The organism is Actinorugispora endophytica, assembly GCF_004363075.1.
Classification (GTDB): domain Bacteria; phylum Actinomycetota; class Actinomycetes; order Streptosporangiales; family Streptosporangiaceae; genus Actinorugispora; species Actinorugispora endophytica.
The window spans coordinates 17,071-39,021 of sequence record NZ_SNYN01000003.1; the positions used below are offsets into that span (position 1 = coordinate 17,071).

16 protein-coding genes are annotated in these 21,951 nt (G+C 71.7%); 6 read left to right on the plus strand and 10 right to left on the minus strand.

Annotated features, from left to right (window positions below; translation table 11 throughout):
• Positions 1 to 10: 10 nt before the first annotated feature.
• From EV190_RS06220 to EV190_RS06235, 5 genes are all read right to left on the minus strand, one after another.
• Positions 11 to 910: a helix-turn-helix domain-containing protein gene (locus EV190_RS06220; protein WP_243742397.1), complete on the minus strand. Its 900-nt coding sequence runs from the start codon at positions 908 to 910 to the stop codon at positions 11 to 13.
• 354 nt (positions 911 to 1,264) lie between these two features.
• Positions 1,265 to 2,257, minus strand: a complete 993-nt coding sequence (locus EV190_RS06225) for a PadR family transcriptional regulator (protein WP_133740508.1) — start codon at positions 2,255 to 2,257, stop codon at positions 1,265 to 1,267.
• Complete coding sequence (locus EV190_RS06230) at positions 2,254 to 3,108, minus strand: DUF4097 family beta strand repeat-containing protein (protein ID WP_133740509.1); 855 nt, start codon at positions 3,106 to 3,108, stop codon at positions 2,254 to 2,256. The genes EV190_RS06225 and EV190_RS06230 overlap by 4 nt, the downstream gene beginning before the upstream one ends.
• A 216-nt stretch (positions 3,109 to 3,324) precedes the next feature.
• Positions 3,325 to 3,498, minus strand: a complete 174-nt coding sequence (locus tag EV190_RS23305) for a DUF6104 family protein (protein WP_166655394.1) — start codon at positions 3,496 to 3,498, stop codon at positions 3,325 to 3,327.
• Between the two features lie 10 nt (positions 3,499 to 3,508).
• Complete coding sequence (locus tag EV190_RS06235; RefSeq protein WP_133740510.1) at positions 3,509 to 7,225, minus strand: multifunctional oxoglutarate decarboxylase/oxoglutarate dehydrogenase thiamine pyrophosphate-binding subunit/dihydrolipoyllysine-residue succinyltransferase subunit; 3,717 nt, start codon at positions 7,223 to 7,225, stop codon at positions 3,509 to 3,511.
• A 496-nt stretch (positions 7,226 to 7,721) separates the two neighbouring features.
• Between EV190_RS06235 and EV190_RS06240 the strand changes: the two genes are divergently transcribed.
• The 5 genes from EV190_RS06240 (at position 7,722) to EV190_RS06260 (ending at position 14,601) form a co-directional block, all read left to right on the plus strand.
• Entirely contained in the window at positions 7,722 to 8,606 is an 885-nt protein-coding gene (locus EV190_RS06240; RefSeq protein ID WP_133740511.1) for an SDR family oxidoreductase, read from the plus strand.
• Positions 8,607 to 8,928: 322 nt separating this feature from the next.
• Positions 8,929 to 9,309, plus strand: a complete 381-nt coding sequence (locus EV190_RS06245) for a BlaI/MecI/CopY family transcriptional regulator (RefSeq protein WP_133740512.1) — start codon at positions 8,929 to 8,931, stop codon at positions 9,307 to 9,309.
• A 27-nt stretch (positions 9,310 to 9,336) separates the two neighbouring features.
• Positions 9,337 to 10,518 carry a pyridoxal phosphate-dependent aminotransferase gene (locus EV190_RS06250; protein WP_279536607.1) on the plus strand — a complete coding sequence of 394 codons (1,182 nt, stop codon included), beginning with the start codon at positions 9,337 to 9,339 and terminating at the stop codon, positions 10,516 to 10,518.
• A 53-nt stretch (positions 10,519 to 10,571) separates the two neighbouring features.
• Positions 10,572 to 11,192 (plus strand): class I SAM-dependent methyltransferase, encoded by a 621-nt coding sequence (locus tag EV190_RS06255; RefSeq protein WP_133740733.1) that lies wholly within the window; start codon positions 10,572 to 10,574, stop codon positions 11,190 to 11,192.
• Between the two features lie 307 nt (positions 11,193 to 11,499).
• Positions 11,500 to 14,601: a transglycosylase domain-containing protein gene (locus tag EV190_RS06260; protein WP_243742398.1), complete on the plus strand. Its 3,102-nt coding sequence runs from the start codon at positions 11,500 to 11,502 to the stop codon at positions 14,599 to 14,601.
• A 130-nt stretch (positions 14,602 to 14,731) separates the two neighbouring features.
• Here EV190_RS06260 and EV190_RS06265 read toward each other — a convergent pair whose 3' ends face one another.
• The 3 genes from EV190_RS06265 to EV190_RS06275 form a co-directional block, all read right to left on the minus strand.
• The gene (locus tag EV190_RS06265) at positions 14,732 to 15,814 is read right to left on the minus strand and encodes a prenyltransferase (protein WP_133740514.1); all 1,083 of its coding nucleotides are present in this window, start codon (positions 15,812 to 15,814) and stop codon (positions 14,732 to 14,734) included.
• Complete coding sequence (locus EV190_RS06270; protein ID WP_133740734.1) at positions 15,811 to 16,542, minus strand: class I SAM-dependent methyltransferase; 732 nt, start codon at positions 16,540 to 16,542, stop codon at positions 15,811 to 15,813. Before EV190_RS06270 ends, EV190_RS06265 begins: the two co-directional genes overlap by 4 nt.
• Before the next feature lie 82 nt (positions 16,543 to 16,624).
• A complete protein-coding gene (locus EV190_RS06275) occupies positions 16,625 to 17,890 on the minus strand; it encodes a glycosyltransferase family 4 protein (RefSeq protein WP_133740515.1) in 1,266 nt (421 codons plus the stop codon).
• 593 nt (positions 17,891 to 18,483) lie between these two features.
• On the opposite strand from EV190_RS06275, the gene EV190_RS06280 reads away from it, so the two are divergent.
• Positions 18,484 to 19,110 carry a TetR family transcriptional regulator gene (locus EV190_RS06280; RefSeq protein ID WP_133740516.1) on the plus strand — a complete coding sequence of 209 codons (627 nt, stop codon included), beginning with the start codon at positions 18,484 to 18,486 and terminating at the stop codon, positions 19,108 to 19,110.
• Positions 19,111 to 19,236: 126 nt separating this feature from the next.
• Here the strand turns inward: EV190_RS06280 and EV190_RS06285 are convergent, their stop codons facing one another.
• Both EV190_RS06285 and nadA read right to left on the minus strand, forming a co-directional pair.
• Complete coding sequence (locus EV190_RS06285) at positions 19,237 to 20,634, minus strand: RNA polymerase sigma factor (RefSeq protein WP_133740517.1); 1,398 nt, start codon at positions 20,632 to 20,634, stop codon at positions 19,237 to 19,239.
• A 218-nt stretch (positions 20,635 to 20,852) separates the two neighbouring features.
• Positions 20,853 to 21,851, minus strand: coding sequence for a quinolinate synthase NadA (gene nadA / locus EV190_RS06290; protein ID WP_133740518.1), 999 nt, complete (start codon positions 21,849 to 21,851; stop codon positions 20,853 to 20,855).
• Between the last annotated feature and the right edge of the window lie 100 nt (positions 21,852 to 21,951).

A 21,951-nucleotide genomic window follows, 5' to 3' on the forward strand; every position in this document is an offset into this window, starting at 1 on the left:
GCCCCCTTCCCTATTCGTTCTCATACGGTTGCTGCTCCTTCGCCATCGATCGCATTCGCTTTTCGTTGTCGGCGAGGAGCCCCCGGGTCTCCTCGGGGTGCAGCGCGGCGGTACGCAGGTGCTCGAAAGCGACCGAGTAGAACCGCACTTCTTTCGCCTTTTCGACGTAGAGGCTGCTGGTCAGATTCTCCAAATGGACCAGCCGTGGCGCGTAGATATCCGGTTCCCTGAATTCGAGGATGTCGAATGCGCCGTTCAGGCCGGGATGCGCCCCTCGGTCAAACGGCAAGACTTGTAGGGTGATATGGGACAAACGACTCATCCGGTCCAGGTGCTGCAGCTGCTCGGCCATGACGATCGGGCCGCCGATGACGCGGTGGACGGCCGCCTCGTCCAGCACGACCCACACGTTCGGCGGGTCCTCCTTGGTCAGAAGCGCCTGGCGGCGGAGCCGCAGTTCGGTCCGCCGGCTGACCTCGTGCGGTTCGACCGGCGCGGGGTGCGCCTCCAGCAGCGCCCGCGTGTACTCCTGGGTCTGGAACAGTCCGGGCACCAGTTGCGGGTGGTAGAAGCGGAGCGCGTGGGCCTCGGGTTCGAGGCCGAGGTAGACGTCGAACCGCTCGGGCATCACATCGCCGTACACGTGCCACCAGCCGCGGCGGCGCGACTCGCGGGCGAGCAGGATCAGCGCCTGGGTGATGCCGGGGTCGGTGACCGCGTAGAGCTCGAGCAGGTCCCGGACGTCGTCGGAGTTGCTCGAGACCTGACCGCGCTCGATACGGGAGAGCTTGCTGCCCGACCAGGACATCCGCTCCGCGGCTTCCTCGCCGGTCAGGCCGGCGTTCTCGCGTAGACGACGCAGTTCGACGCCCAGGCGGCGCCGTCGGGCGCTGGGGTTGTCGGTGGCCACCAGGATCCTCCTTCTGCCGGGGGGAGGCTTTTCGGGATCGAGAAGAAGGGTACTTCACAGCGGTGCCGACGAACTTCTTTCGGGTCTGGGGAGCAAGGGGAATCGCATGGGGCTCCGGGTTTTTCGGGGACGCGTCCCCCGGGTCCGGGCGGATTCCCGGACGGGGCCGATTCGGTGGAAAGCCGGAGTCCTTCCGGGCCGGCGTTCCCTTCTCACGGCAGCCGGGCACGCCAGGGGATTCCCGCCGCACCATGATCAAATAAAGCGTAGCGAATCGGGAGGCGGTAATTCCCGGGAACGCGGAGAAGAGGGGCCGGAAATGCTCCGGCCCCTCTTCTCGGGGTGATCGTTCGGTCAGTTCCCCGGCTTGTCCGGCCCCTCGCCGCCCGGGGCGGGGTCCGCAGGCGGCGGAGCGCCCCCGCCGGTGTCGGCGGAGGGTCCGGCGGACGGCCCGGGGGGCTCCTCGGCGGCGGGCGGGGGCCCCTCGGCTCCGCCCCCGGTCTCGCTCGTGTCACCGGACGGCTTCGCGGTGGTCTCGGACCCCGCGGGCCCCCACCCGGCGGCGTCGCGCCGGATCACCTCGACGGTCTCGTCCAGGATGCGGCGCAGGTCGGTGACCGCCGCCTCGCCGACGTGGCCCGCCTCGCGGGCGACGTCGCGGACCCGGTCGGCGAAGTCGTGCAGCGTCCGGTCGAAGTCGGCGCGCTCGCCACCGCACTCCTTCCCGGTGCCCTTGCCCCAGGTCCCCCATCCGAAGCCGTAGGCGAACTTCTTCTCGCGCTCCCACCAGGAGCCGCCGTGCTCGCGCTCCCGCTCACCGGTCCCGCCCGGCTTCCCGGGCGCGCCCCCGCCGCCCTTCGGGTCCCCCGCCCGGGCCTCCTCGGCGGCGGCGCCCCACACGTCACCGGTTCCCGCGTCCGCCGGCGGGGGCTGACCGGTCCGGTCCGACCGGGTGCCGCGGCGGGTGCCCCTGGCCGCGAACTTCAACTCCTCGCGCAGGTGGCTGATGGTGTCGCGGACGTCCTGCTGCACCGCGCGGGCCACGTCCCGGACCGACTCGGTGAGCTCGCGCTCCAGGTCGTCCAGGTCGCCGCTGCGGCTGCGCAGTTCGGCGCGCCCCTTGTCGGTGAGCCGGTAGACCTTGCGTCCGTTGACCTCCTCGTGCGTGACCAGCCCCTCCTCCTCCAGGCGGGCGAGCCGGGGGTAGATGGTGCCGGGGGAGGGGGAGTAGACGCCGAGGAAGCGGTCGCGCAGCAGGCTGATGATCTCGTAGCCGTGCCTGGGGCTCTCGTCCAGCAGCTTGAGCAGGTACAGCCGGAGTCGTCCGTGGCCGAAGATGGTGCTCATGCGTCCCCCCTCGGGATCGCGGCCGGCGCGTCGGCGTCGCGGCGCAGAAGCGACACGGCACCGGACACGGTGGTCGTGGTGATGGAAGCGGGGTCGACGCCGTTGCCGACCTTGCCGCTGAGGTGGCTGCGTCCCCGCAGGTCGCGGCGGTCGAGCCCGAACGCGGAGGACAGGGTGCCGGTGGCCGAGCGCAGCTCCACACTGGCGGAGGTCTCGGCCGGCACGCGCAGGGCGACCTCCCCGGAGACGGAGCCCAGTCGGACCCGGGCGGCCGGGGCCAGGTCCACGTCGGCGAGCAGCCGCCCCGACGCGGTCTTGCCCGCGAAGTCGGAGAAGCGGCCCCCGGCCACCTCGAGGTCGCCGCTCACGCTGTTGAAGTCGAGCCTGCCGGTGAGGTTCCGGGCCTCCAGGCTGCCCGAGACGGTGCTGACCTCGGTCTCGCCGCCCACCCCGTCCAGGGTGACGCCGCCCGAGGCGCTGCGCAGGCGCGTCTTGGCGCTCAGCCCGGCGGCCACGACCGACGCCGTGGCGGTGGTGACCTCGACCGGGCAGTCGTGCGGTACCCGGAGGCTGATGGCCGCGGACCGGCCGGCCATCCCCCGGTAGCTGGACAGCTGCACCGGGCGCAGCCGGTCCACCAGGCCGCTGCGGGTCAGGTCGTCGTAGGTGATGGTGAGGATCCCGGCCTCCTGGGTGGCCAGGATCGGCTCCCCCGAGATCTCGGTGACCTCGAAGGTCACCGGGTCGTCGGTGGGAAGGATGTCGACATGACCGCCGATGATCCGCACGCGCAGGGCCACGATCCCGTCAAGCGTGCGAGTGGTCGGCTGGTCGATGGTCCAACGTGCCATCGCGGTTCCCTTCGTCGTGAACGTCTCTGGGAACACGATATGTCGCGATGGCCGCGATCTCAAGATATGTCGTGAGATCTCAGGGGTGTCGAGGGGAATCCCCGGGTTCTTCCCGGAAGCCGACACCGCCGCGGCCGGGGGAGGGGGCGGTATCGGTGTCGGGAAAAGGGCAGGGCCCCGGCCGAACGGCCGGGGCCCTGCTGGATCTTCACCATGTCACTCGTCGTCATCGTCCCGGGCCAGCCAGGTGGCCAGCCGGTCGACGGCGGTCTCGAACTCCGGGTGCAGGTCCGTGAACGTCCGAAGCTGCTCGGCGACCCACGCGAGGGAGACCTCCTCCTCGCCCCGGCGCTTCTCCAGCTCCTCGATCCCGCGATCGGTGTAGTACATCCCGCCCCGCCTAGTCGGCCGGGGGGAAGACCGTGTTCACCAGGGCCTGCTGCTCCACCTCGTGCCGCTTGGCGGAACCCGCGGCGGGCGACGAGCTCGCCGACCGCGACACCCGGGTGAACGGGCGGTCGAGCTGCTCGGAGAAGACCAGCGCGACGAACGGCCACGGGCCCATGTTCGCCGGCTCCTCCTGCACCCACAGGACCTCGCCCGCGTTCGGGAAGGCCTTGAGCTGCTGCCGGATCTCCTCGATCGGCAGCGGGTACAGCCGCTCCACCCGCACGATCGCGGTGTGCTTGTCACCGGTGCGCTTACGGGCCGCGTCCAGGTCGTAGTAGACCTTGCCCGAGCACAGCACCACGCGGCGCACGTCGTTCGGCGAGATCCCGCTGTCGTCCGCGATCAGCGGCTGGAACGACCCGGAGGTGAACTCCGAGGCCGCCGAGACCGCCGCCTTGAGCCGCAGCATCGACTTGGGCGTGAACACCACCAGCGGGCGCTGGTACGGCGACTTCACCTGCCAGCGCAGCAGGTGGAAGTAGTTCGCCGGCGTGCTGGGCATCGAGACCGTCATGTTCTCCTGCGCGCACATCTGCAGGAAGCGCTCGATGCGGGCGGAGGAGTGGTCCGGGCCCTGGCCCTCGTAGCCGTGCGGAAGCAGCAGGGTGACGCTGGACCGCTGCCCCCACTTCTGCTCGCCCGAGCTGATGTACTCGTCGATGATGGTCTGCGCGCCGTCGACGAAGTCGCCGAACTGCGCCTCCCACGCCACCAGGGCGTTCGGGCGGACCACCGAGTAGCCGTACTCGAAGCCCAGCGCCGCGTACTCGCTCAGCAGGGAGTCGTGCACGTAGAACTTGGAGGTGCCCTTGTCGAACGCCTTGAGCGGGGTGTGCACCTCGCCGGTCTCGCGGTCCACCAGGGAGGCGTGCCGCTGGCCGAAGGTGCCGCGGCGGCTGTCCTGGCCGACCAGCCGGACCGGGTGGTCGTCGATCAGGAGGGAGCCGAGCGCCAGGGTCTCTCCGAGCGCCCAGTCGATCCGGTCCTCCTCGACCATCTGCGCGCGGCGCTGCATCTGGGGCAGCAGCCGCGGGTGCGGAGTGAAGCCCTCGGGCAGCGAGACCTGCGTCTCCACCACCCGCTTGACGGTCTCCTCCGAGATCGCGGTCTCGGTGCCCGAGTGGTCGATCCGGCCCTCGTTGAACACCTCGGGCTTGATCACCGACCCCGGCTCGACCGGCTTGCGCCCCGCCTCGCGGGTCTCGGTGAAGGCGCGCTCGAGCTGCTGCTGGTAGTCGCGCAGCGCCTGCTCGGCCTCCTCGAACGAGATGTCGCCCCGGCCGATCAGCGCCTCGGTGTACAGCTTGCGGGTGGACCGCTTGGCGTCGATCACGTCGTACATCAGCGGCTGGGTGAACGAGGGGTTGTCGGTCTCGTTGTGACCCCGGCGCCGGTAGCAGACCAGGTCGATGACGACGTCCTTGTTGAACGCCTGCCGGTACTTGAAGGCCAGCTGCGCGACCCGCACCACGGCCTCGGGGTCGTCCCCGTTGACGTGGAAGATCGGCGCCTGGACCATGCGGGCCACGTCGGTGGCGTACACGCTGGAGCGGCTGTCCGTGGGAGAGGTGGTGAACCCGACCTGGTTGTTCACGATCACGTGCACGGTGCCGCCGGTGCGGTAGCCGCGCAGCTGCGACAGGTTCAGGGTCTCGGCCACCACGCCCTGGCCCGCGAACGCGGCGTCGCCGTGGATCAGCAGCGGGAGCACGGTGAAGCCGTTGGCGCCCTTGTCGAGCACGTCCTGCTTGGCGCGCACGATGCCCTCGGCGACCGGGTTGACGGTCTCCAGGTGGCTGGGGTTGGCGGCCAGCGAGATCGCGATCTTCTCGCCCTCGGGGGTGGTGAACGTGCCCTCGGTGCCCAGGTGGTACTTCACGTCACCGGAGCCGTGCGCGCTGCGCGGGTCGAGGTTGCCCTCGAACTCGCCGAAGATCTGCCCGTAGGACTTGCCGCAGATGTTCGCCAGCACGTTCAGCCGGCCGCGGTGCGCCATGCCGATGACGACCTCGTCCAGTTCGGCCTTCGCGGCCTTGGCGATCACACCGTCCAGCAGCGGGATCAGCGACTCCCCGCCTTCGAGGGAGAAGCGCTTCTGGCCGACGAACTTGGTCTGCAGGAAGGTCTCGAACGCCTCGGCGCTGTTCAGGCGGCGCAGGATGTGCAGCTGCTCCTCGCGGCCGACCTTCTCGTGCTCGCGCTCGACGTGCGCCTGGATCCACTCCCGCTCCTCCGGGCTCTGGATGTGCATGTACTCGATACCCACCGTGCGGCAGTAGGTGTCGCGCAGCACGCCCAGGATGTCCCGGAGCTTCATGGACTGCTTGCCGCCGAACCCGCCGGTCGGGAACTCGCGCTCCAGGTCCCACAGGGTGAGGCCGTGCTCGAGGACGTCGAGGTCGGGGTGGCGGCGCTGCTTGTACTCCAGCGGGTCGGTGTCGGCCATCAGGTGCCCGCGCACGCGGTAGGCGTGGATGAGCTCCTGGACCCGGCTGGGCTTGTCGAGCTGGCTGTCGCTGCTGATCGAGATGTCCTGGACCCAGCGCACCGGCTCGTACGGCAGGCGAAGGGACTCGAAGATCTCGTCGTAGAAGCCGTCCTCGCCCAGCAGCAGGCGGTGGATGACCTTCAGGAACTCGCCCGACTGCGCGCCCTGGATGACGCGGTGGTCGTAGGTCGAGGTCAGGGTCATGACCTTGCTGATGGCGAGCTTGCTCAGGGTCTCGGGGGCCGCGCCCTGGAACTCGGCCGGGTACTCCATGGACCCCACGCCCAGGATGGTGCCCTGGCCGGGCATCAGGCGCGGAACCGAGTGCACGGTCCCGATCCCGCCCGGGTTGGTGAGGCTGATGGTGGTGCCCTGGAAGTCGCTCACGCCCAGCTTGTTGCCGCGGGCCTTGCGGACGATCTCCTCGTAGCCGTTCCAGAACTCCTTGAAGCTCATGGTGTCGGCGGCCTTGATGCTCGGCACCACCAGCTGGCGGCTGCCGTCGGGCTTGACCAGGTCGATCGCCAGGCCGAAGTTGACGTGCGCGGGCTTGGCAACGCCCGGCTTGCCGTCGATCTCGACGTAGGAGTGGTTCATCTCCGGCATCGACTTGAGCGCCTTGACCATGGCGTAGCCGATGAGGTGGGTGAACGAGATCTTCCCGCCCCGGCCGCGCCGGAGGTGGTTGTTGATCACGATCCGGTTGTCGAACAGCAGCTTCACCGGGATCGACCGCACGCTCGTGGCGGTCGGCATGGTGAGGCTCGACTCCATGTTGGTGGCCGTGCGAGCCGGCGCGCCGCGAAGGCGCTCCTCGGACACCTTGAGCGCGTCGTCGGGCTCGTCCTTGGTGGAGTCGCCGGAGTCCGGGGACTTGCCGGGGGGACTCTTGGGAGCGGCGGGCCGGGAGACCTCGGAGGCCTTCGGCGCGCCGGTGGCCTTGGCGGCCGTCGGGGTGGGAGCCGGGGGCGCGCCGCTGGCAGCGCTCCCACCGGACTTGGCGCCCGTAGCAGGAGCGGTCGCTCCGTTGGTGGCGGACCCGGACTTGTAGTCCGCGAAGAAGTTCCACCACGCCTTATCAACTGAGTTGGGGTCGGCGAGGTACTTCTGGTGGAGCTCGTCGACCAGCCACTCGTTCGGGCCGAAATCTGTCAGGGGTTGAGACGCCTCAGACGACACGGCGGAGATCGCCCTCTTCCGCAGCTCGCTTGTGAATGTGATGGAGAGACGGCCGCTCATCGGGCACAACGGGGCGCTGCTTGACCGCACCGGAAAGAACCCAGCGGGCCATCTCGTGGTAACAGGCTACTTTGCCAGGGGGTCGGATGTGGACCTCGGGGCAGTGCCGCGCTGGGATATACCTAACATTTATTCACAAGTCGGAGGTATTCCGTTTCGGCGCCGGCGCGTTGACCTCGGTCTCCGCGGAGGGCCTCGCGGGGAGCGGGGAGCGTCGGCGTCGCAGGCGACCATGCCCGCTTCCGGCCGCGGCCAACCCTCCCGGGCCGGGCGGATCCGCCCGGCCGCCGGTCCCCGGGCGCGGTCCCCGAACCGTGGCGGCGGGTTCGGGGACCGCGTCCGCGCGGCGGTCGTACGGGTGGGTTTGAATCGGGTAGGCAGTTCTGGACCCCGCGCCCGGGCGCCTCGCCCCGGGTGTCTCACCGAGGAGGAAGCAATGGGCGATCTGCGGTTCGACGGGCGAGTCGTCGTCATCACCGGGGCCGGGCACGGGCTGGGCCGCGCGCACGCCCTCGGATTCGCGGCGCGTGGCGCCAAGGTCGTCGTCAACGACGTGGACGGCGGCGCGGACGGCTCCGCCGCGGCCGCGGTGGCGGAGCGGATCAGGGGGAACGGGGGGACGGCGCTGGCCCACACCGGCGACGTCTCCACCGAGGAGGGCGCCCGGTCGCTGGTCGAGGCGGCCAACGACGCCTACGGGCGGGTGGACGTGGTCGTCAACAACGCCGGGATCCTGCGCGACAGGTCGTTCAAGAACATCTCGGCGGAGGAGTGGGACGAGGTCCTCGCCGTGCACCTGCGCGGCACCTTCCTGGTGTCCCGCGCGGCATTCGCGCACCTGCGCGAGCACGGCTTCGGCCGGATCGTCAACACCACCTCGCCGTCCGGGCTGTTCGGCAACTTCGGGCAGAGCAACTACTCGGCCGCGAAGATGGGCGTCGTCGGGCTCACCAAGACGCTGGCGATCGAGGGCGCCAAGTACGACGTCAACGTCAACGCCATCGCCCCTCTCGCCTACACCCGGATGACCGAGGACCTCCTCCCGCCCGAGGCCGCGGCCAGGCTCGGGCCGGAGCGGGTCACCCCCCTGGTCCTGTGGCTGGCGCACGAGGACTGCCCGACCACCGGTGAGGTCTACTCGGTGGGCGGCGGGCGGATCGCCAGGGTCTTCGTGGCGGAGGGCCCCGGCGTGGTGCTCGGCGACGACGCCACCGTCGAGGACGTCCACGACAACTGGCCCGAGATCAACGCCGAGCGCCCGTACGTCATCCCGCGCAACCTCGCCGAGCAGAACGAGATCCACCTTCAGGGCCTGCTCTAGGGAAGCTCCGCCGTGTGGGGTTTCGTCGGCGGTCTTGGGCTTTCTGCCCGTTCCGGGGCCGGGAAGGGCGGAAAGCCCGTGATCATTCCGAGCGAGGGCGGGACCGGCCCTCGAACCCCCGCGTCACGGACATCCGGCGGGTGCGGCGGGTGGCGCGGCCGTAGAAACGGCGCCGCCGTTCCCGAAAACGCCGTCGGGGGTGTCCCGGAGCGGTGATTCCGATGGTTTTGTGCCGGCGAGGATGCGGATCGGTTCTGGTGGCCGCGTTTCGCCGCGAGGGGGACGCCTCCGCTCCTAGCATTCTGACCCGGAGGTGGGGAAGGTGAAGGCACGGGAGTTCGGTGAACTGGAGGCCGCCATCATGGACGCCCTGTGGTCCGCCGACCGCGCGCTCGTGGTCCGCGAGGTCCGCGAGACCATGACCTACGACCGGGACATCGCCTACACGACGGTCATGACCGTCACCAACATCCTGTTCCACAAAGGGCTGCTGGACCGGGAGAAAGCAGGACGGGCCTGGCGGTACTGGCCCCGCGAGACGCGCGAGGAGCACACCGCGCGGGTCATGAGCGAGGTCCTGAGCGAGGGCGGGGACCGGGGCGCGACCATGCTCCGCTTCATCGAGCGCTTCAGCGACGAGGAGATGTCCCGCCTCCACGAGGCGGTCGCGAAGGTCCGGACCCGAAGGGGGATCGCCTCGTGACCGGGGCGGGGAACTAGGGTGTGGTCTGTGGACGAACCTCTGGTGACGCGCATGGCCGGGTTCGGCGAGACCGTCTTCGCCGAGATGACCCGGCTGGCCGACGAGACCGGCGCCATCAACCTGGGCCAGGGCTTCCCTGACACGGACGGGCCGAGGTCCCTGCTGGAGGGGGCGGCCCGTCGGATCGCCGGGGGCGTGAACCAGTACCCGCCGGGATCGGGGCGGATCGAGCTGCGGACCGCGGTCGCCGAGGACCGCAGGACCCGGTACGGGCTGGACCACGACCCGGAGACCGAGGTGTACGTCACCGTCGGGGCCACCGCCGGGATCGCGGCGAGCGTGCTGGCGCTGGTCGAGCCGGGCGACGAGGTCGTCCTGTTCGAGCCGATGTACGACTCCTACTCGGGGGCCGTCGCGCTCGCCCAGGGCGTGCGCCGCCCGGTGACGCTGCGGCCCTCCGCGGACGGCGCCGGAACCCGGTTCGCCTTCGACCCCGACGAGCTGCGCGCGGCGGTCACCCCCCGCACCCGGATGATCATCGTGAACTCCCCGCACAACCCGACGGGGACCGTGTTCACCGCCGCGGAGATGGGCCTCATCGCGGAGCTCTGCCGCGACAACGACATCGTCGCGCTCACCGACGAGGTGTACGAGCACCTCACCTACGACGGCGTCGCGCACCTGCCGCTGGCCTCCTTTCCCGGCATGGCCGAGCGCACGCTCAGCGTCTCCTCGGCCGGGAAGACCTTCTCCGTGACCGGGTGGAAGGTGGGGTGGGTGACGGGCCCCGCCCCCCTCGTACGCGCGGTGCGGACCGTCAACCAGTTCCTGACCTACTCCGCCAACGGCGCCCTGCAACTGGCCGTCGCCGACGCGCTGCGCGACGAGGCGGAATGGGTGCGCGCCCAGCGCGACGCGCTCCAGGGCAAGCGGGACCGCCTCGCCGCGGGGCTGGCCGCCGCGGGGTTCGGGGTGGAGCCCGCCCAGGGCTCCTACTTCCTGATGGCGGACATCCGCCCGCTCGGCTTCGCCGACGGGGTCGAGACGGCCCGCTCCCTGCCCCGCCTGGCCGGGGTGGCGGCGGTTCCCGCGCAGGTCTTCTACGCCGACCAGGAGAAGGGCCGGCACCTGGTCCGGTTCGCCTTCTGCAAGAAGGACGGGGTCCTGGACGAGGCGGCCGCCCGGCTGCGGGCCTTCGGCGGCGGATAACGTTCTCGGGACCCCGCCCGTACGTGAAGGTGAGACCGCCCGTGACGATTCCCATGCCCGCCGACCTGCTGCGTGTGGCCGAGACGGCCAAGGGCTTCATGCCCACCGACGAGGGGCTCGCCCTGTACGAGGCCGCGCTGGCCTACGCCCCGCTCGGACCGGTGGTGGAGATCGGGACCTACTGCGGCAAGTCCACGGTGTTCCTGGGCGCGGCCGCGCGCGCGAGCGGCGGCACGGTGGTCACCGTGGACCACCACCACGGCTCCGAGGAGCACCAGGTCGGGTGGGAGTACCACGACGCGTCCCTGGTGAACCCGGTGACCGGCCGGCTCGACACCCTGGGCGCCTTCCGCGAGACCATGGCCGCCGCGGACCTCGAGGACAGGGTCGTCGCGGTCGTCGGCCGCTCCGCCGACGTGGCCCGGCTGTGGGGAACCCCGCTGGGGATGCTCTTCATCGACGGCGGGCACACCGAGGAGGCCGCGCAGGCGGACTACGCCGGCTGGAGTCCGCACGTCCTGCCCGGGGGCGCGCTGGTCATCCACGACGTGTTCCCCGATCCGGCGGACGGCGGTCGACCGCCCCACAACGTCTACCTCCGGGCCCTGGGCTCGGGCGAGTTCACCGAGGTGCGGGCGCTGGGATCGCTGCGGGTCCTGGAACGCGCGCGCTGAGCGCCGCGGAGGGGCGTCCGGCCCTCGCGGAGGGGCCCGGCAAACGGTCCTCCCGCCATCGGAGGCCGGTATCGTAAGGCGGGAGGGCTTCGGCGGACCCCCCGCAGGCGCCGACCCGAATCCGAACTTTTCGTGAACCGATCGCACCCGTCTGCGCGTCATATCCGTTAGCGCCCGCAGTGCGTGGGGAGCGAAGATTCCAGGGGGCGAAGAACTGAGCGAGATCACCAACGGCGACGGCGGGATCGATCCGCGCCCCGAGACCGAGACAACGGACACCGGCCCTTCTCCTTCTGCGACGAGCGACGTGGATTCCAAGCAGCCTGACTCCAATGACCGTCCTGGCGACGGCACTGACGAGCGCCCTGGCGGCGCCGAGAACCAGAACCCGGCCGACGCGTCCGGTAACGACGAGAACGAGTTCGGCTGGTTCGGCGCTCGTTCCGACGATGATCCGGACGACGGTTCCCCCTACCTCGCGAACAGCGCCTTCAAGGACAGCGGCAGCTTCTTCCGCGACAGGGTGGCCCGCAACCTGGCCGACCAGTACGGTCTCGACCTGCGGGAGAACGGCGACGCGGAGAAGGCGGGGCCCGAGCCCGTCGAGCCGCCCGAGCCCGACGGGGCGGAGGAGCGGGAGGCCCCGGCCGGTCCGGCCGCAGACGAGGCGGCCGCCTCGGACGCACCCGCCGCCGAGGCGCCCGCGGACTCCGGTGACGCGGCCGGGCCGACAGTCCGGGACGAGGACCCGGCCACGGCCGTCCGCGCCGAGGCCGCCCCGGACTTCGGGGAGGACCTGAGCAGCAACACCAACTGGGACCCCGAGGGCACCGCCGAGTTCACACCGGTCTTCGCCGACGACTCCGCCGACGAGCCCGCCGAGTCCGGGGCGGCCCTCTCCGAGGCCGCGAAGAGCACCGCCGCCTACAGCTACGACCTGGGCCGGGCCGCGCGGGACCAGCGGAGGCCGGAGCCCGACCCGGCCGACCTGCCCGAGTCCGAGGCCGCCTCCGGCGGCGCCCCCGGGCCGGAGTCCGGTCCCGAACCCGCGGAGCGGCCGGTCGCCCCGGTCATCCCGGCGGCCTCGGCCGCCCCGGTGGAGCCGGTGGAGCCGGGCGGGTCGAACGACCCGGGCGAGGCCTCCGGTTCGAGACCCGGGACCGATCCGGTCGGCCGCCCGGCCGCACCCGGAGCGGTCCCCGCACCGGACCCCGCCGGCGGGCCGGCCGCCGAGGCCGCCTCCGGGGCGGCGCCCGAGGGCGCGGCCAAGGCCGGCGCCGCGGGGAAGAAGCCCAAGCGCAAGAAGCCGCTGTGGTGGCGCGTCACCCGCGTCGGCCTGGTGGCGGCGCTCGTGATGGTCGTCGCGGTGGTGGGCGGGTTCACCTACTTCTACTCGGTCATCCAGGTCCCCGACGCGACCCAGGCGGACGCCGTCGCGGAGGGCTCGACCTTCTACTACGCCGACGGCGAGACGGTCCTGACCGAGCGCGGGGTCAACCGCGAGCCCGTGAGCCTCGACGAGGTTCCCGAGCACGTCCAGAACGCCATCCTCTCCGCGGAGAACCGCGGTTTCTGGGACGAGCCGGGCGTCTCCGTCTCCGGCACCGCGCGGGCGGTCTGGTCCACCGTCACCGGCAAGCAGGTGCAGGGCGGTTCCACCATCACCCAGCAGATGGTGCGCAACTACTACGAGGGCCTGAGCCAGGACCAGACACTGGAGCGCAAGCTCAAGGAGATCATCATCTCCCTGAAGGTGGACCGGTCCAAGGACAAGGAATGGATCCTGGAGCAGTACCTCAACACCATCTACTTCGGCCGGAACGCCTACGGCATCCAGGCCGCGGCGGAGGCGTACTACCACAAGGACGTCGGCGACCTCACGCCTGACGAGGCGGCGTTCCTTGCGGCGGCGATCCAGCAGCCCACCAAGTTCGGCTTCGCGGACAGCGACACCACCCCGGAGATGGAGAACCGCTGGGAGTACGTGGTCGGCGGCCTGGTCGACATGGAGTCCATCACCCCGGCCGAGGCCGGGGAGTACGAGTTCCCCAAGCCCGAGAAGGAGCGGCCGCAGGACGGCATCGACCTCAGCGGCTACAAGGGCTACATGTTCCAGCAGGCGATGGACGAGCTGGCGGATCTCGGCTACACCGAGGACAACATCAACCGGGGTGGCTTCGAGATCGTCACGACCTTCGACAGGGACCTCATGGACGCGGCCAAGGAGGCCGTCGAGAGCACCGTCCCCGTCGACGACCTTCCGGAGGGCGTCCGGGTCGGCCTGAGCGCGGTCGATCCGGCCACGGGCGAGGTCGTGGCCTTCTACGGAGGCAAGGACTACTTCGAGAACCAGTACGACAGCGCGTTCCTGGGCACCGCGCAGGCGGGCTCGGCGATGAAGCCGTACGTGCTCGCGGCGGCGCTCAGGAGCGGGCTGAGCCTGAACACCATGGTGGACGGCACCGGGCCGAGGACGATCGCCGGCTCGACGGTGCAGAACGCGGGCAACGCCCCCGGCGGGGGGATGAACCTGATCCAGGCCACCACCGTCTCCAACAACCTCGGGTTCATCGACCTCGCCGAGCGGGTCGGACTGGAGGAGGTCGCCCAGACCGCGTACGACATGGGGCTGCCCGAGGACACGATCGACCTGGTCCCGGTGCTGCCGCTCGGTGTGAACAGCGTGAGCCCCACCAACCAGGCCGGCGGCTACGCCACCTTCGCCAACGGCGGCGAGCACGTCGAGACGCACGTGGTCAGGTCCATCCTCAACCGCGAGGGCGAGGACGAGCGGCCCGAGGTCGAGCGGAACCGGGTCCTCACCGAGGAGCAGGCCGCCGACGCCACCTACGCGATGCGCCAGGTGGTCACGTCGGGCACCGGGACCTCGGCCAACTTCGGCCTCCCCGCGGCGGGCAAGACCGGGACCACCGACAGCAGCGTCGCGGCCTGGTTCGTCGGCTACACGCCGCAGTTCTCCTCGGCGGTGGGCATCTACAGCGGTGACAACCAGCCGTTCTCCGTCCCCGGTTGGGGCGCCCTGTCCGGCGGCACGCTTCCGGCCACGGTCTGGAGGGCCTTCATGCAGAAGGCGATGGAGGGCGAGGAGTACAAGGACTTCCCCCAGCCCTCCTTCGGCGGGACCACCCACAACTGGGCTCCCGCGCCGCCGCCCGAGCCCGAGACCCCCGTCGAGGGCGACGGAACCGGGGAGGAGCCGGGCGCGACCGATCCGGGGACGACGGAGCCGGGGACGACGGAGCCCGGTGGGACGGAGCCCGGTGGGACGGAGCCGGGCGCGACCGATCCGGGGACGACGGAGCCGGGCACGACGGAGCCGGGCACGACGGAGCCGGGCACGATCGGCGGTGGCGGCGACGGCACCGACGGGTCGCCGCCGACAGGCTGACCGATGGCGGAGGGCCGCACCCCTGCAGGGGTGCGGCCCTCCGTCTTCCCCGCTGATCTTGACGTTTCCGGGGTCTCAACCGCCTCCGAGACCCCGGAAACGTCAAGATCAGCGGGGAAGACGGGGAGTGCTAGGGAACCCGCAGGGTGCGGGAGCGGTCGCAGCAGCCGGTGTCCTCGGCCGCGGCTCCACCGGGCGGGTCGGTGAAGACGCGCGCTCCCGGCGTGGCGCCGCACAGGGCGTCGGACGCCAGGATCACCGCGGCCGCCGTCCAGGTGCTGCGCTCCACCGGCCAGCGGACGTCCTCGGCGAACTGGTAGCCGGTCCAGTAGGCGCCGTCGTCGGGGTCGCGCAGGTGCTGCATCGAGGCCAGCAGGTCGGTGCCCCTGTCCGTCTCGCCGATGGCGGCCAGCGCGAGCACCAGTTCCGAGGTCTCCGCCCCGGTGACCCACGGCTGGTCGCTGACGCAGCGGATGCCCAGCCCCGGAACCACGAAGGTGTCCCAGCGCGCCGCGATCCGCTCGTCGGCGGCGTCCCCGCGCAGCGCGCCGCCCAGGACCGGGTAGTACCAGTCCATCGAGTAGCGGCTGCGGTCCGCGAAGATCGGTTCGTGCTCGCACACCAGGTGGGCCAGGCGCGCGGCGGCCAGCTCCCAGTCCGGTTGGGGGCGGCCCAGGTGCTCGGCCAGCGCGACGGCGCAGCGCAGCCCCTGATGGATGCTCGCGCAGACCGTGAGCAGGGCGTGGTCGCCCGCGTTGCCGTCGGGGTCGCGCGCCCACCGGATCTCCCCGCGCGCGGTGCGCAGGCCCAGGACGAACCCGATACCCGCGCGCACGGTCGGCCACAGCCGTTCGGCGAACGCGTCGTCGCCGCTGATCAGGACGTGCTGCCAGACGCCCACGGCGGGGTAGGCGGCGTGGTTGGCCTCGCGGACGGGGTTGACGGCCTTGCCCTGGCGCAGTTTGGCGGGCCAGGACCCGTCCGGGTTCTGCGCCGACGCCAGCCACTCGTAGGCGCGCACCGCCGCGGCCTCGTGCCCGGCCACCGACAGCGCCATGGCGCACTCCACGTGGTCCCAGACGTCCAGGTGGCCGCCGGGGAACCACGGGATCGCGCCCGAGGGCTCCTGGACGCCGAGCAGGTAGTCGGCGCTCTGGGCGACGTCGTCCGCGCTCAGCACGCCCGGCAGCTCGGGAAGGACGCGCGCCCTCATCCAGCGGTCCCCGCGCGCAGCGGTTTGCGCAGGTAGACGACGACGCTCTTGCCGATCAGCGGGTTGAGGGCGCGTTCGGCGAGCCGGGTGACCCGGGGGGCCTCGAACATGTCCCACACCAGGAGCCGGTGGTACGCCCGGACCAGCGGGTGGGTGTCGTTCCCGGTGCCGACGGCGCACTTGATCCACCAGTAGGGCGCGTGCAGGGCGTGCGCGTGGTGGTGCGGACCGATCTCGAACCCGGTGGCCTTGAGCTTGGCCTCCAGCTCGGCGCGGGTGTAGATGCGGATGTGTCCGCCCTCGTTGGTGTGGTATTCCTCCGACAGCGCCCAGCAGACGCGCTCGGGAAGCCAGCTCGGTACGGTGACGGCGGCGATCCCGCCGGGTCTGAGGACGCGGTGGAGCTCGGCCATGGCGGCGGTGTCGTGCGGGATGTGCTCCATGATCTCGGCGGCGAGGACCCGGTCGAAGGAGTCGTCCTCGAAGGGCATGGCCAGGGCGTCGCCCTTGACGGTCTCGGCCTCGGCTCCGGCGGGGGCCTCGCCCTCGGCGCGCATCGCGGCGAACATGGCGGCGACGTCGGCCAGGTCGTTCTCGTTCTGGTCGAAGGCCACCACGTCGGCGCCCCGGCGGTAGATCTCGAACGCGTGCCGGCCGCCGCCGCAGCCCAGGTCCAGCACCCGTTCGCCGGGGCCGACGGGGAACAGGTTGAAGTCGACGGTGATCAGTGGAGGCTCCTTCGGGTCGGGATCGCGTCGTCCGGAAGCGGCACGCAACGGTGGTGGGTCGGTGGCGGCGGGACCGCGCGGGTCATCGGCTCGACCGTGCCCGCGCCGCCTCGACGGCCTCGACGTAGCGGCGGGCGGTCGTCTCGGCGACCGTCCGCCAGGTGAACCGCTCCTGGACCCGCAGCCACGCCGCTTCGCCCATCCGGGCGCGTTCGGCGTCGTCGTCCAGCAGGCCGGCGACGGCCGCCGCGAGCGCCTCGGGGTCGCCCGGGGGGACGAGCAGCCCGGCGGCGCCGTCCTCGCCGACCACCTCGGGCAGCGCACCGGCCCTGCTGGCCACCAGCGGGGTCGCGGCGGCCATGGCCTCCACGGCGGGAAGCGAGAAGCCCTCGTAGAGGGAGGGGACCACGGCGACCTGCGCGCTGGAGAGCAGGCGGGCCAGCTCGGTGTCGTCGATGCCGCTGACGAAGGTGACGCGGTCGCGCAGCGACAACTCGTCCACCAGCAGGTCGGTGGGGCCGCCGGCTTTGGGCCTGCTGACGACGGTCAGCTCGACGCCGCGCTCGGTGGCGAGTTTGGCGGTGGCGCGCAGCAGCGTCGCCACGCCCTTGAGCGGGCTGTCGGCGCTGGCCACGCAGACGATCCGGCCGGGGACCCGCGCCACCTCGGGGCGCGGGTGGAAGAACCGGGTGTCCACGCCGAGCGGGACCACGTCGACTCCGGAGCGGCGCACGCCGAACTCGCGCACGATGTCGTCGGCGGAGGACTGCGAGGGCACCAGGATCGGCCGGAGCCGCCGGGCCACCCGGCCCTGCATGCCCACGAAGCCGTACCAGCGGCGCTTGGAGAGGCGCTGCCAGCCGGTGGCCTGCTCCAGCTCGATGCGGCGGTCCACGGTGATGGGGTGGTGGATGGTGGTGACCAGGGGGAAACCGGCGGCCCGGATGCCGAGCAGGCCGTAGCCGAGGGTCTGGTTGTCGTGCACCACGTCGAACTCGTCGCGCCGGGCGCGTAGCTCGCGCATCGCCCGCAGGGAGAAGGTCAGAGGCTCGGGGAAGCCCGCGGTCCACATGGTGGCGACCTCGAGGGCGTCGATCCAGTCGCGCCACTGCCTGACGGGTGGGGTCTGGAACGGGGTGGCGTCGTTGTACAGGTCGAGGCTGGGGATCTTCTCCAGTTCGACGCCCTCGTCGAGTTCCGGGTAGGGCTGGCCGGACAGGACCCGCACGTGGTGTCCGAGGGCGGCGAGCTCCCGGGAGAGGTGCCGGACGTAGACGCCCTGGCCGCCGCAGTGCGGCTTGCTGCGGTAGGAGAGCAGGGCAATGCGCAGAGGACGGTCAAGAGGCATGTGGTTGACAACCCATCACAGGCGAGGAGCTGCGGGCGTGCCCGCCCGCGCGGGCGCGGCTCCGTGCGCCGTCGGCGGCGGAGTGGAGCGGGAAGGCGGAGGCGGCCGGGCGGTTCGCGGGGCGCGGAGTGGAAGGTGTACGGGGCGCCTCCCGTTCCCACGGTGCCAACTGACCACTCCGCTCGCCATCCGCCCCAGACATTACCCACCAGTTTAATACCCGGACTTTCCCGGCGAACGGCCGGTGAACGGTCGGGTCCGGGCGGGCCTCTCCACGGCCTCCCGGGCGGGCGGTGGTCCGGAAGGGCGCTTCAGCATTGCTAGAACGAGTTCTATTCTCTCGTTCGGAAGGGAGGGGTGGTGCTCGCACACCGTCGTTGTTACGCGCCAGTAGCCTGCTAGTGAGGCGTTATCCACAGGTGTCGAGGGCTGAACTTGCGGGGGATCATTAGATAACGTGTTCTTGGAACAATCGAATGGGATGCCGGGCGACCGGCGCTGGTGGACGTCGTGTCGCGACACGGTCCGTGCGGTCACTCCACGGAGGTGACGGGGCCGTGCGGGCGGCCCGCCGGACGATGAGGGGAGTCACCGTGGCGGTCCAGGCACCGATCGGGGCGCGGTCGCGCAGCCAGAACCAGCGTCGCAAGAGGATCGTGCAGACGGCGGCGGCACTGGCGCTTCGCGGGGGCGTCGAGGCGATGCAGATGAGAGCGGTGGCCGAGCGCGCCGGGGTGGCGCTGGGCACGCTGTACCGGTACTTCCCGTCGAAGATGGACCTGGTGGTCGCGGTCGTCACCGAGGAGCTCGACCTCCTCGAGAGCAGTATCCGCCGCCGCCCGCCCCAGGCAGGGACCGCGTACGGCCGCGCGGTGGACGTGCTCATGCGGGCCACCCGCGGGCTGATGCGCGAACCCGAGCTCGCCGACGCGCTGGTGCGCTCGCTCATCATGACCGAGGCCCGGGCCGAACTCGGCCCGCGTATCACCGACCTGCTGTGGCGGGTCTGCGTCGGAGCGCCGCTGGGCCCGGACGGCGGGGAGCAGGGCGGTCGGCCCCCGGCCGAACCCGACCGCGACAGCGCCGAGTACATCCTGGTCGGCTCGCTGGCCGGCATCTGGATCTTCGAGATGCTGGAGACCCTCAAGGGGCACCGCGACATCGAGGAGGTCCAGCGCCGCCTGGAGGTCGCGGCCGAGCCGCTGCTCGCCCGGTTCTGATCCCCCGACCGTCGACGGCTCCACGCGGCCCCTGGGAATCTCCTGGGAGAAGCGGGGCGGACCGCCGGTCCGGCGAAGGAATAGAACCCGTTGCATTCGGTAGGGGGCAGGGCCGTGTCCCGGCCCCTACCTCTGGTCTCTGTCCAGGCCCAGAAGGTCACGAACCCCGTCGAGCAGGGTGGTCACCGCGTCGTCCGGCTTCTCGGAGACCGGGTCCGGGGACGGCGCGGCCGTCGACGGGGACGCCTCGGGGCTGGGGCGCGACTCCGGCCCGGGATGCGGCCCGGGGGACGGCGGGGTGTCCGGGTGGTGCGGCCCGGAGGTCGGATCCGCCGTGGCGGAGCGCTCCCCGGTCGGGGGCGGCGTCCCCGGGGCCGACGCGGTCGGAGCGGTCCCGGCCGCGGCAGGCCCGTGGTCCCGGTCGGGCTCGGGAGTCCCGGCGGCGTCGCCGGACAGGGGAGTGGCGTTCACCTGGCCGGGGGGCGGCCCTTCGGCCACGGTGGTCTCGGGGACGTCCCGCAGGAGGGCCCCCGCCCCCCACAGCCCGAAGGCGACCAGAGCGGTGGCCAGTCCGGCGGTGGCCGGGAGCAGCCAGCGGGACCGCTGGTCGCGCTCGTCGGGCGCGGCCCCGCCGACCGCGGGCGCGAGTTCGGACAGCGGCTCCGTGTAGTGCGGGAGGGGCAGGTCGAAGGTGGTGACCCGGTCGGCGGGAACCCTCGCGGGGTCCGCGTCCTCCTCGGTGGCGTCGAAGAGCGGCGCCTCCTCGGGGCCCTGCGGGGCGGACGGGACGGGGCCGCGTGTCCGGTGCAACGGGAAGCCGTTCGGACCCAGCGGCCTGACCAGGGTCCCGGCCGCCTGCCGCTTCGGAGCCGCGTCCGGGTCGGCGCAGTCGGAGACGACCCGCTCGCGCAGGCTCCGCGGCGGACCGGGCAGCGCGACCGAGGACAGCAGCCCGGGGAGGTCCGCCGGGACCGGCCGAAAGGGCATGGCGCCGTCCGGCTCCACCTCGTCGGAGAGCAGGTCCACGGCCCGCTTCGCCGCGGAGCGGCACAGTTCGCCCGTCGTCTCGGGGTCCAGGCCCAGCACGGTCGCGATCTGGGTGTGCGACAGGCCGTGCCGCATGGAGAGTTCCAGCAGTTCGCGCTGGCTGGGCGGCATCTGGAGCACCGCGTTGACGACGGGGCGCTCCTCGGCCGAGGTGGGAAGTGCCCCGTAGGGGGTGCTCCGGGCGAAGCCGCGGTGCTGGCAGGCGGTCCGGGCCAGCGCGAACAGCCAGGGCCGGACCGCGTTCCGGTCGCGCAGCCGCGGCAGCAGTTCGACCGCGGCCAGGAAGGTCGCGTACACGGCCGCGCCGGGGGCGTCCTCCTCCCCCGGGCCGGGGCCCAGTAGGCTCCAGCAGTAGCGGTAGAGCGCGGGGGAGAACGCGTCGTAGCACTGCTCGTGCCCCCGTCCCTCCCGCAGCAGGACCGCGAACCCGCCGTCGTCCTCGGCCCGGTGCCGCCCCGATCCTCGCTGCGTCGTCACGCCTCCTCCGCCCGTCCGCTTCCACGTGGGGTCCCCGGACGCCCGGAAGGGGCGAAAAGCCGGGGATGCCCGAGACGCTAGCGACCGGGGTCACCGCTGTCCCCGGGTTCCAGGATATGTATCCAAACCGCAAGGTTGCTCTTACCCCGGGTAGTGCGAGCAGGGGCGGCGGAGGCCGGACAGGGACCCCTGTCCGGCCTCCGCCGGGCGGCCGGAGGCTACTCGCCGCCGCGCGAGGGCGACCCGATGGCGACCATGCGCTCGACGGACAGGCGGGCCCTGGCCGCGATGTCCTCGGGAACGGTGATCTCGGTGGTGCCGTGGCGCAGGGCCGCCAGCAGCTTCTCGGCGGTGATCATCTTCATGTAGTGGCACTCCGCGCGGGAGTTCACCGGCTCGAAGACGGTCGTGGGGTTGGCCGCGCGCAGCTGGTGCAGCATGCCGGTCTCGGTGGCGATGAGGACCTTGCCCGCGGTGGTCTTCTCCGCGGCGCTCAGCATGCCGCCGGTGGAGAGCACCTTGACCCGCTCCTGGGGCACCGCGCCCGAGGCGGCCAGGTACAGGGCCGACGTCGCGCAGCCGCACTCGGGGTGCACGTACAGCTCGGCGTCGGGTTCGGCCTCGACCCGCCGGCGCAGGGTGTGGCCGTCGATCCCGGCGTGCACGTGGCACTCGCCCATCCACACGTGGATGTTGTCCCGCCCGGTCACCCGCTTGACGTGCGCGCCCAGGAACTGGTCGGGCAGGAACAGGATCTCCCTGTCCTCGGGGACGGACCGGATGACGTCGGCGGCGTTGGAGGAGGTGCAGCAGATGTCGGTCTCGGCCTTGACCGCGGCGGTGGTGTTGACGTACGCCACGACGACCGCCTCGGGGTGCTCCGCGCGCCACTTGCGCACGTCGTCGGCCGTGATCGTGTCGGCGAGCGAGCACCCGGCCTCGGGCTCGGGAAGCAGGATGGTCTTCTCGGGGGACAGGATCTTGGCCGTCTCCGCCATGAAGTGCACGCCGCAGAAGACGATGGTGCTCGCCTCGACGCCGGCGGCCAGCCTGGACAGAGCGAGGGAGTCCCCGGTGTGGTCCGCGATGTCCTGGATCTCGGGGCGCTGGTAGTTGTGCGCGAGGATGACCGCGTCGCGCTCCCTGGCCAGGCGGCGGACCTCCTCGGCCCACTCCTGCCTGGCCCGTGTGTCCATTGGGGCGGTGACCGTTGCCATGTCGGTGCTTCTTCCTTCAGCCGGGCCGGAGGCCCGCCGCGCCGGTCGGCGGGACGGTCCCGAACGTGCCGATGTGGTCACATCTAGTTTTCGTCTGATA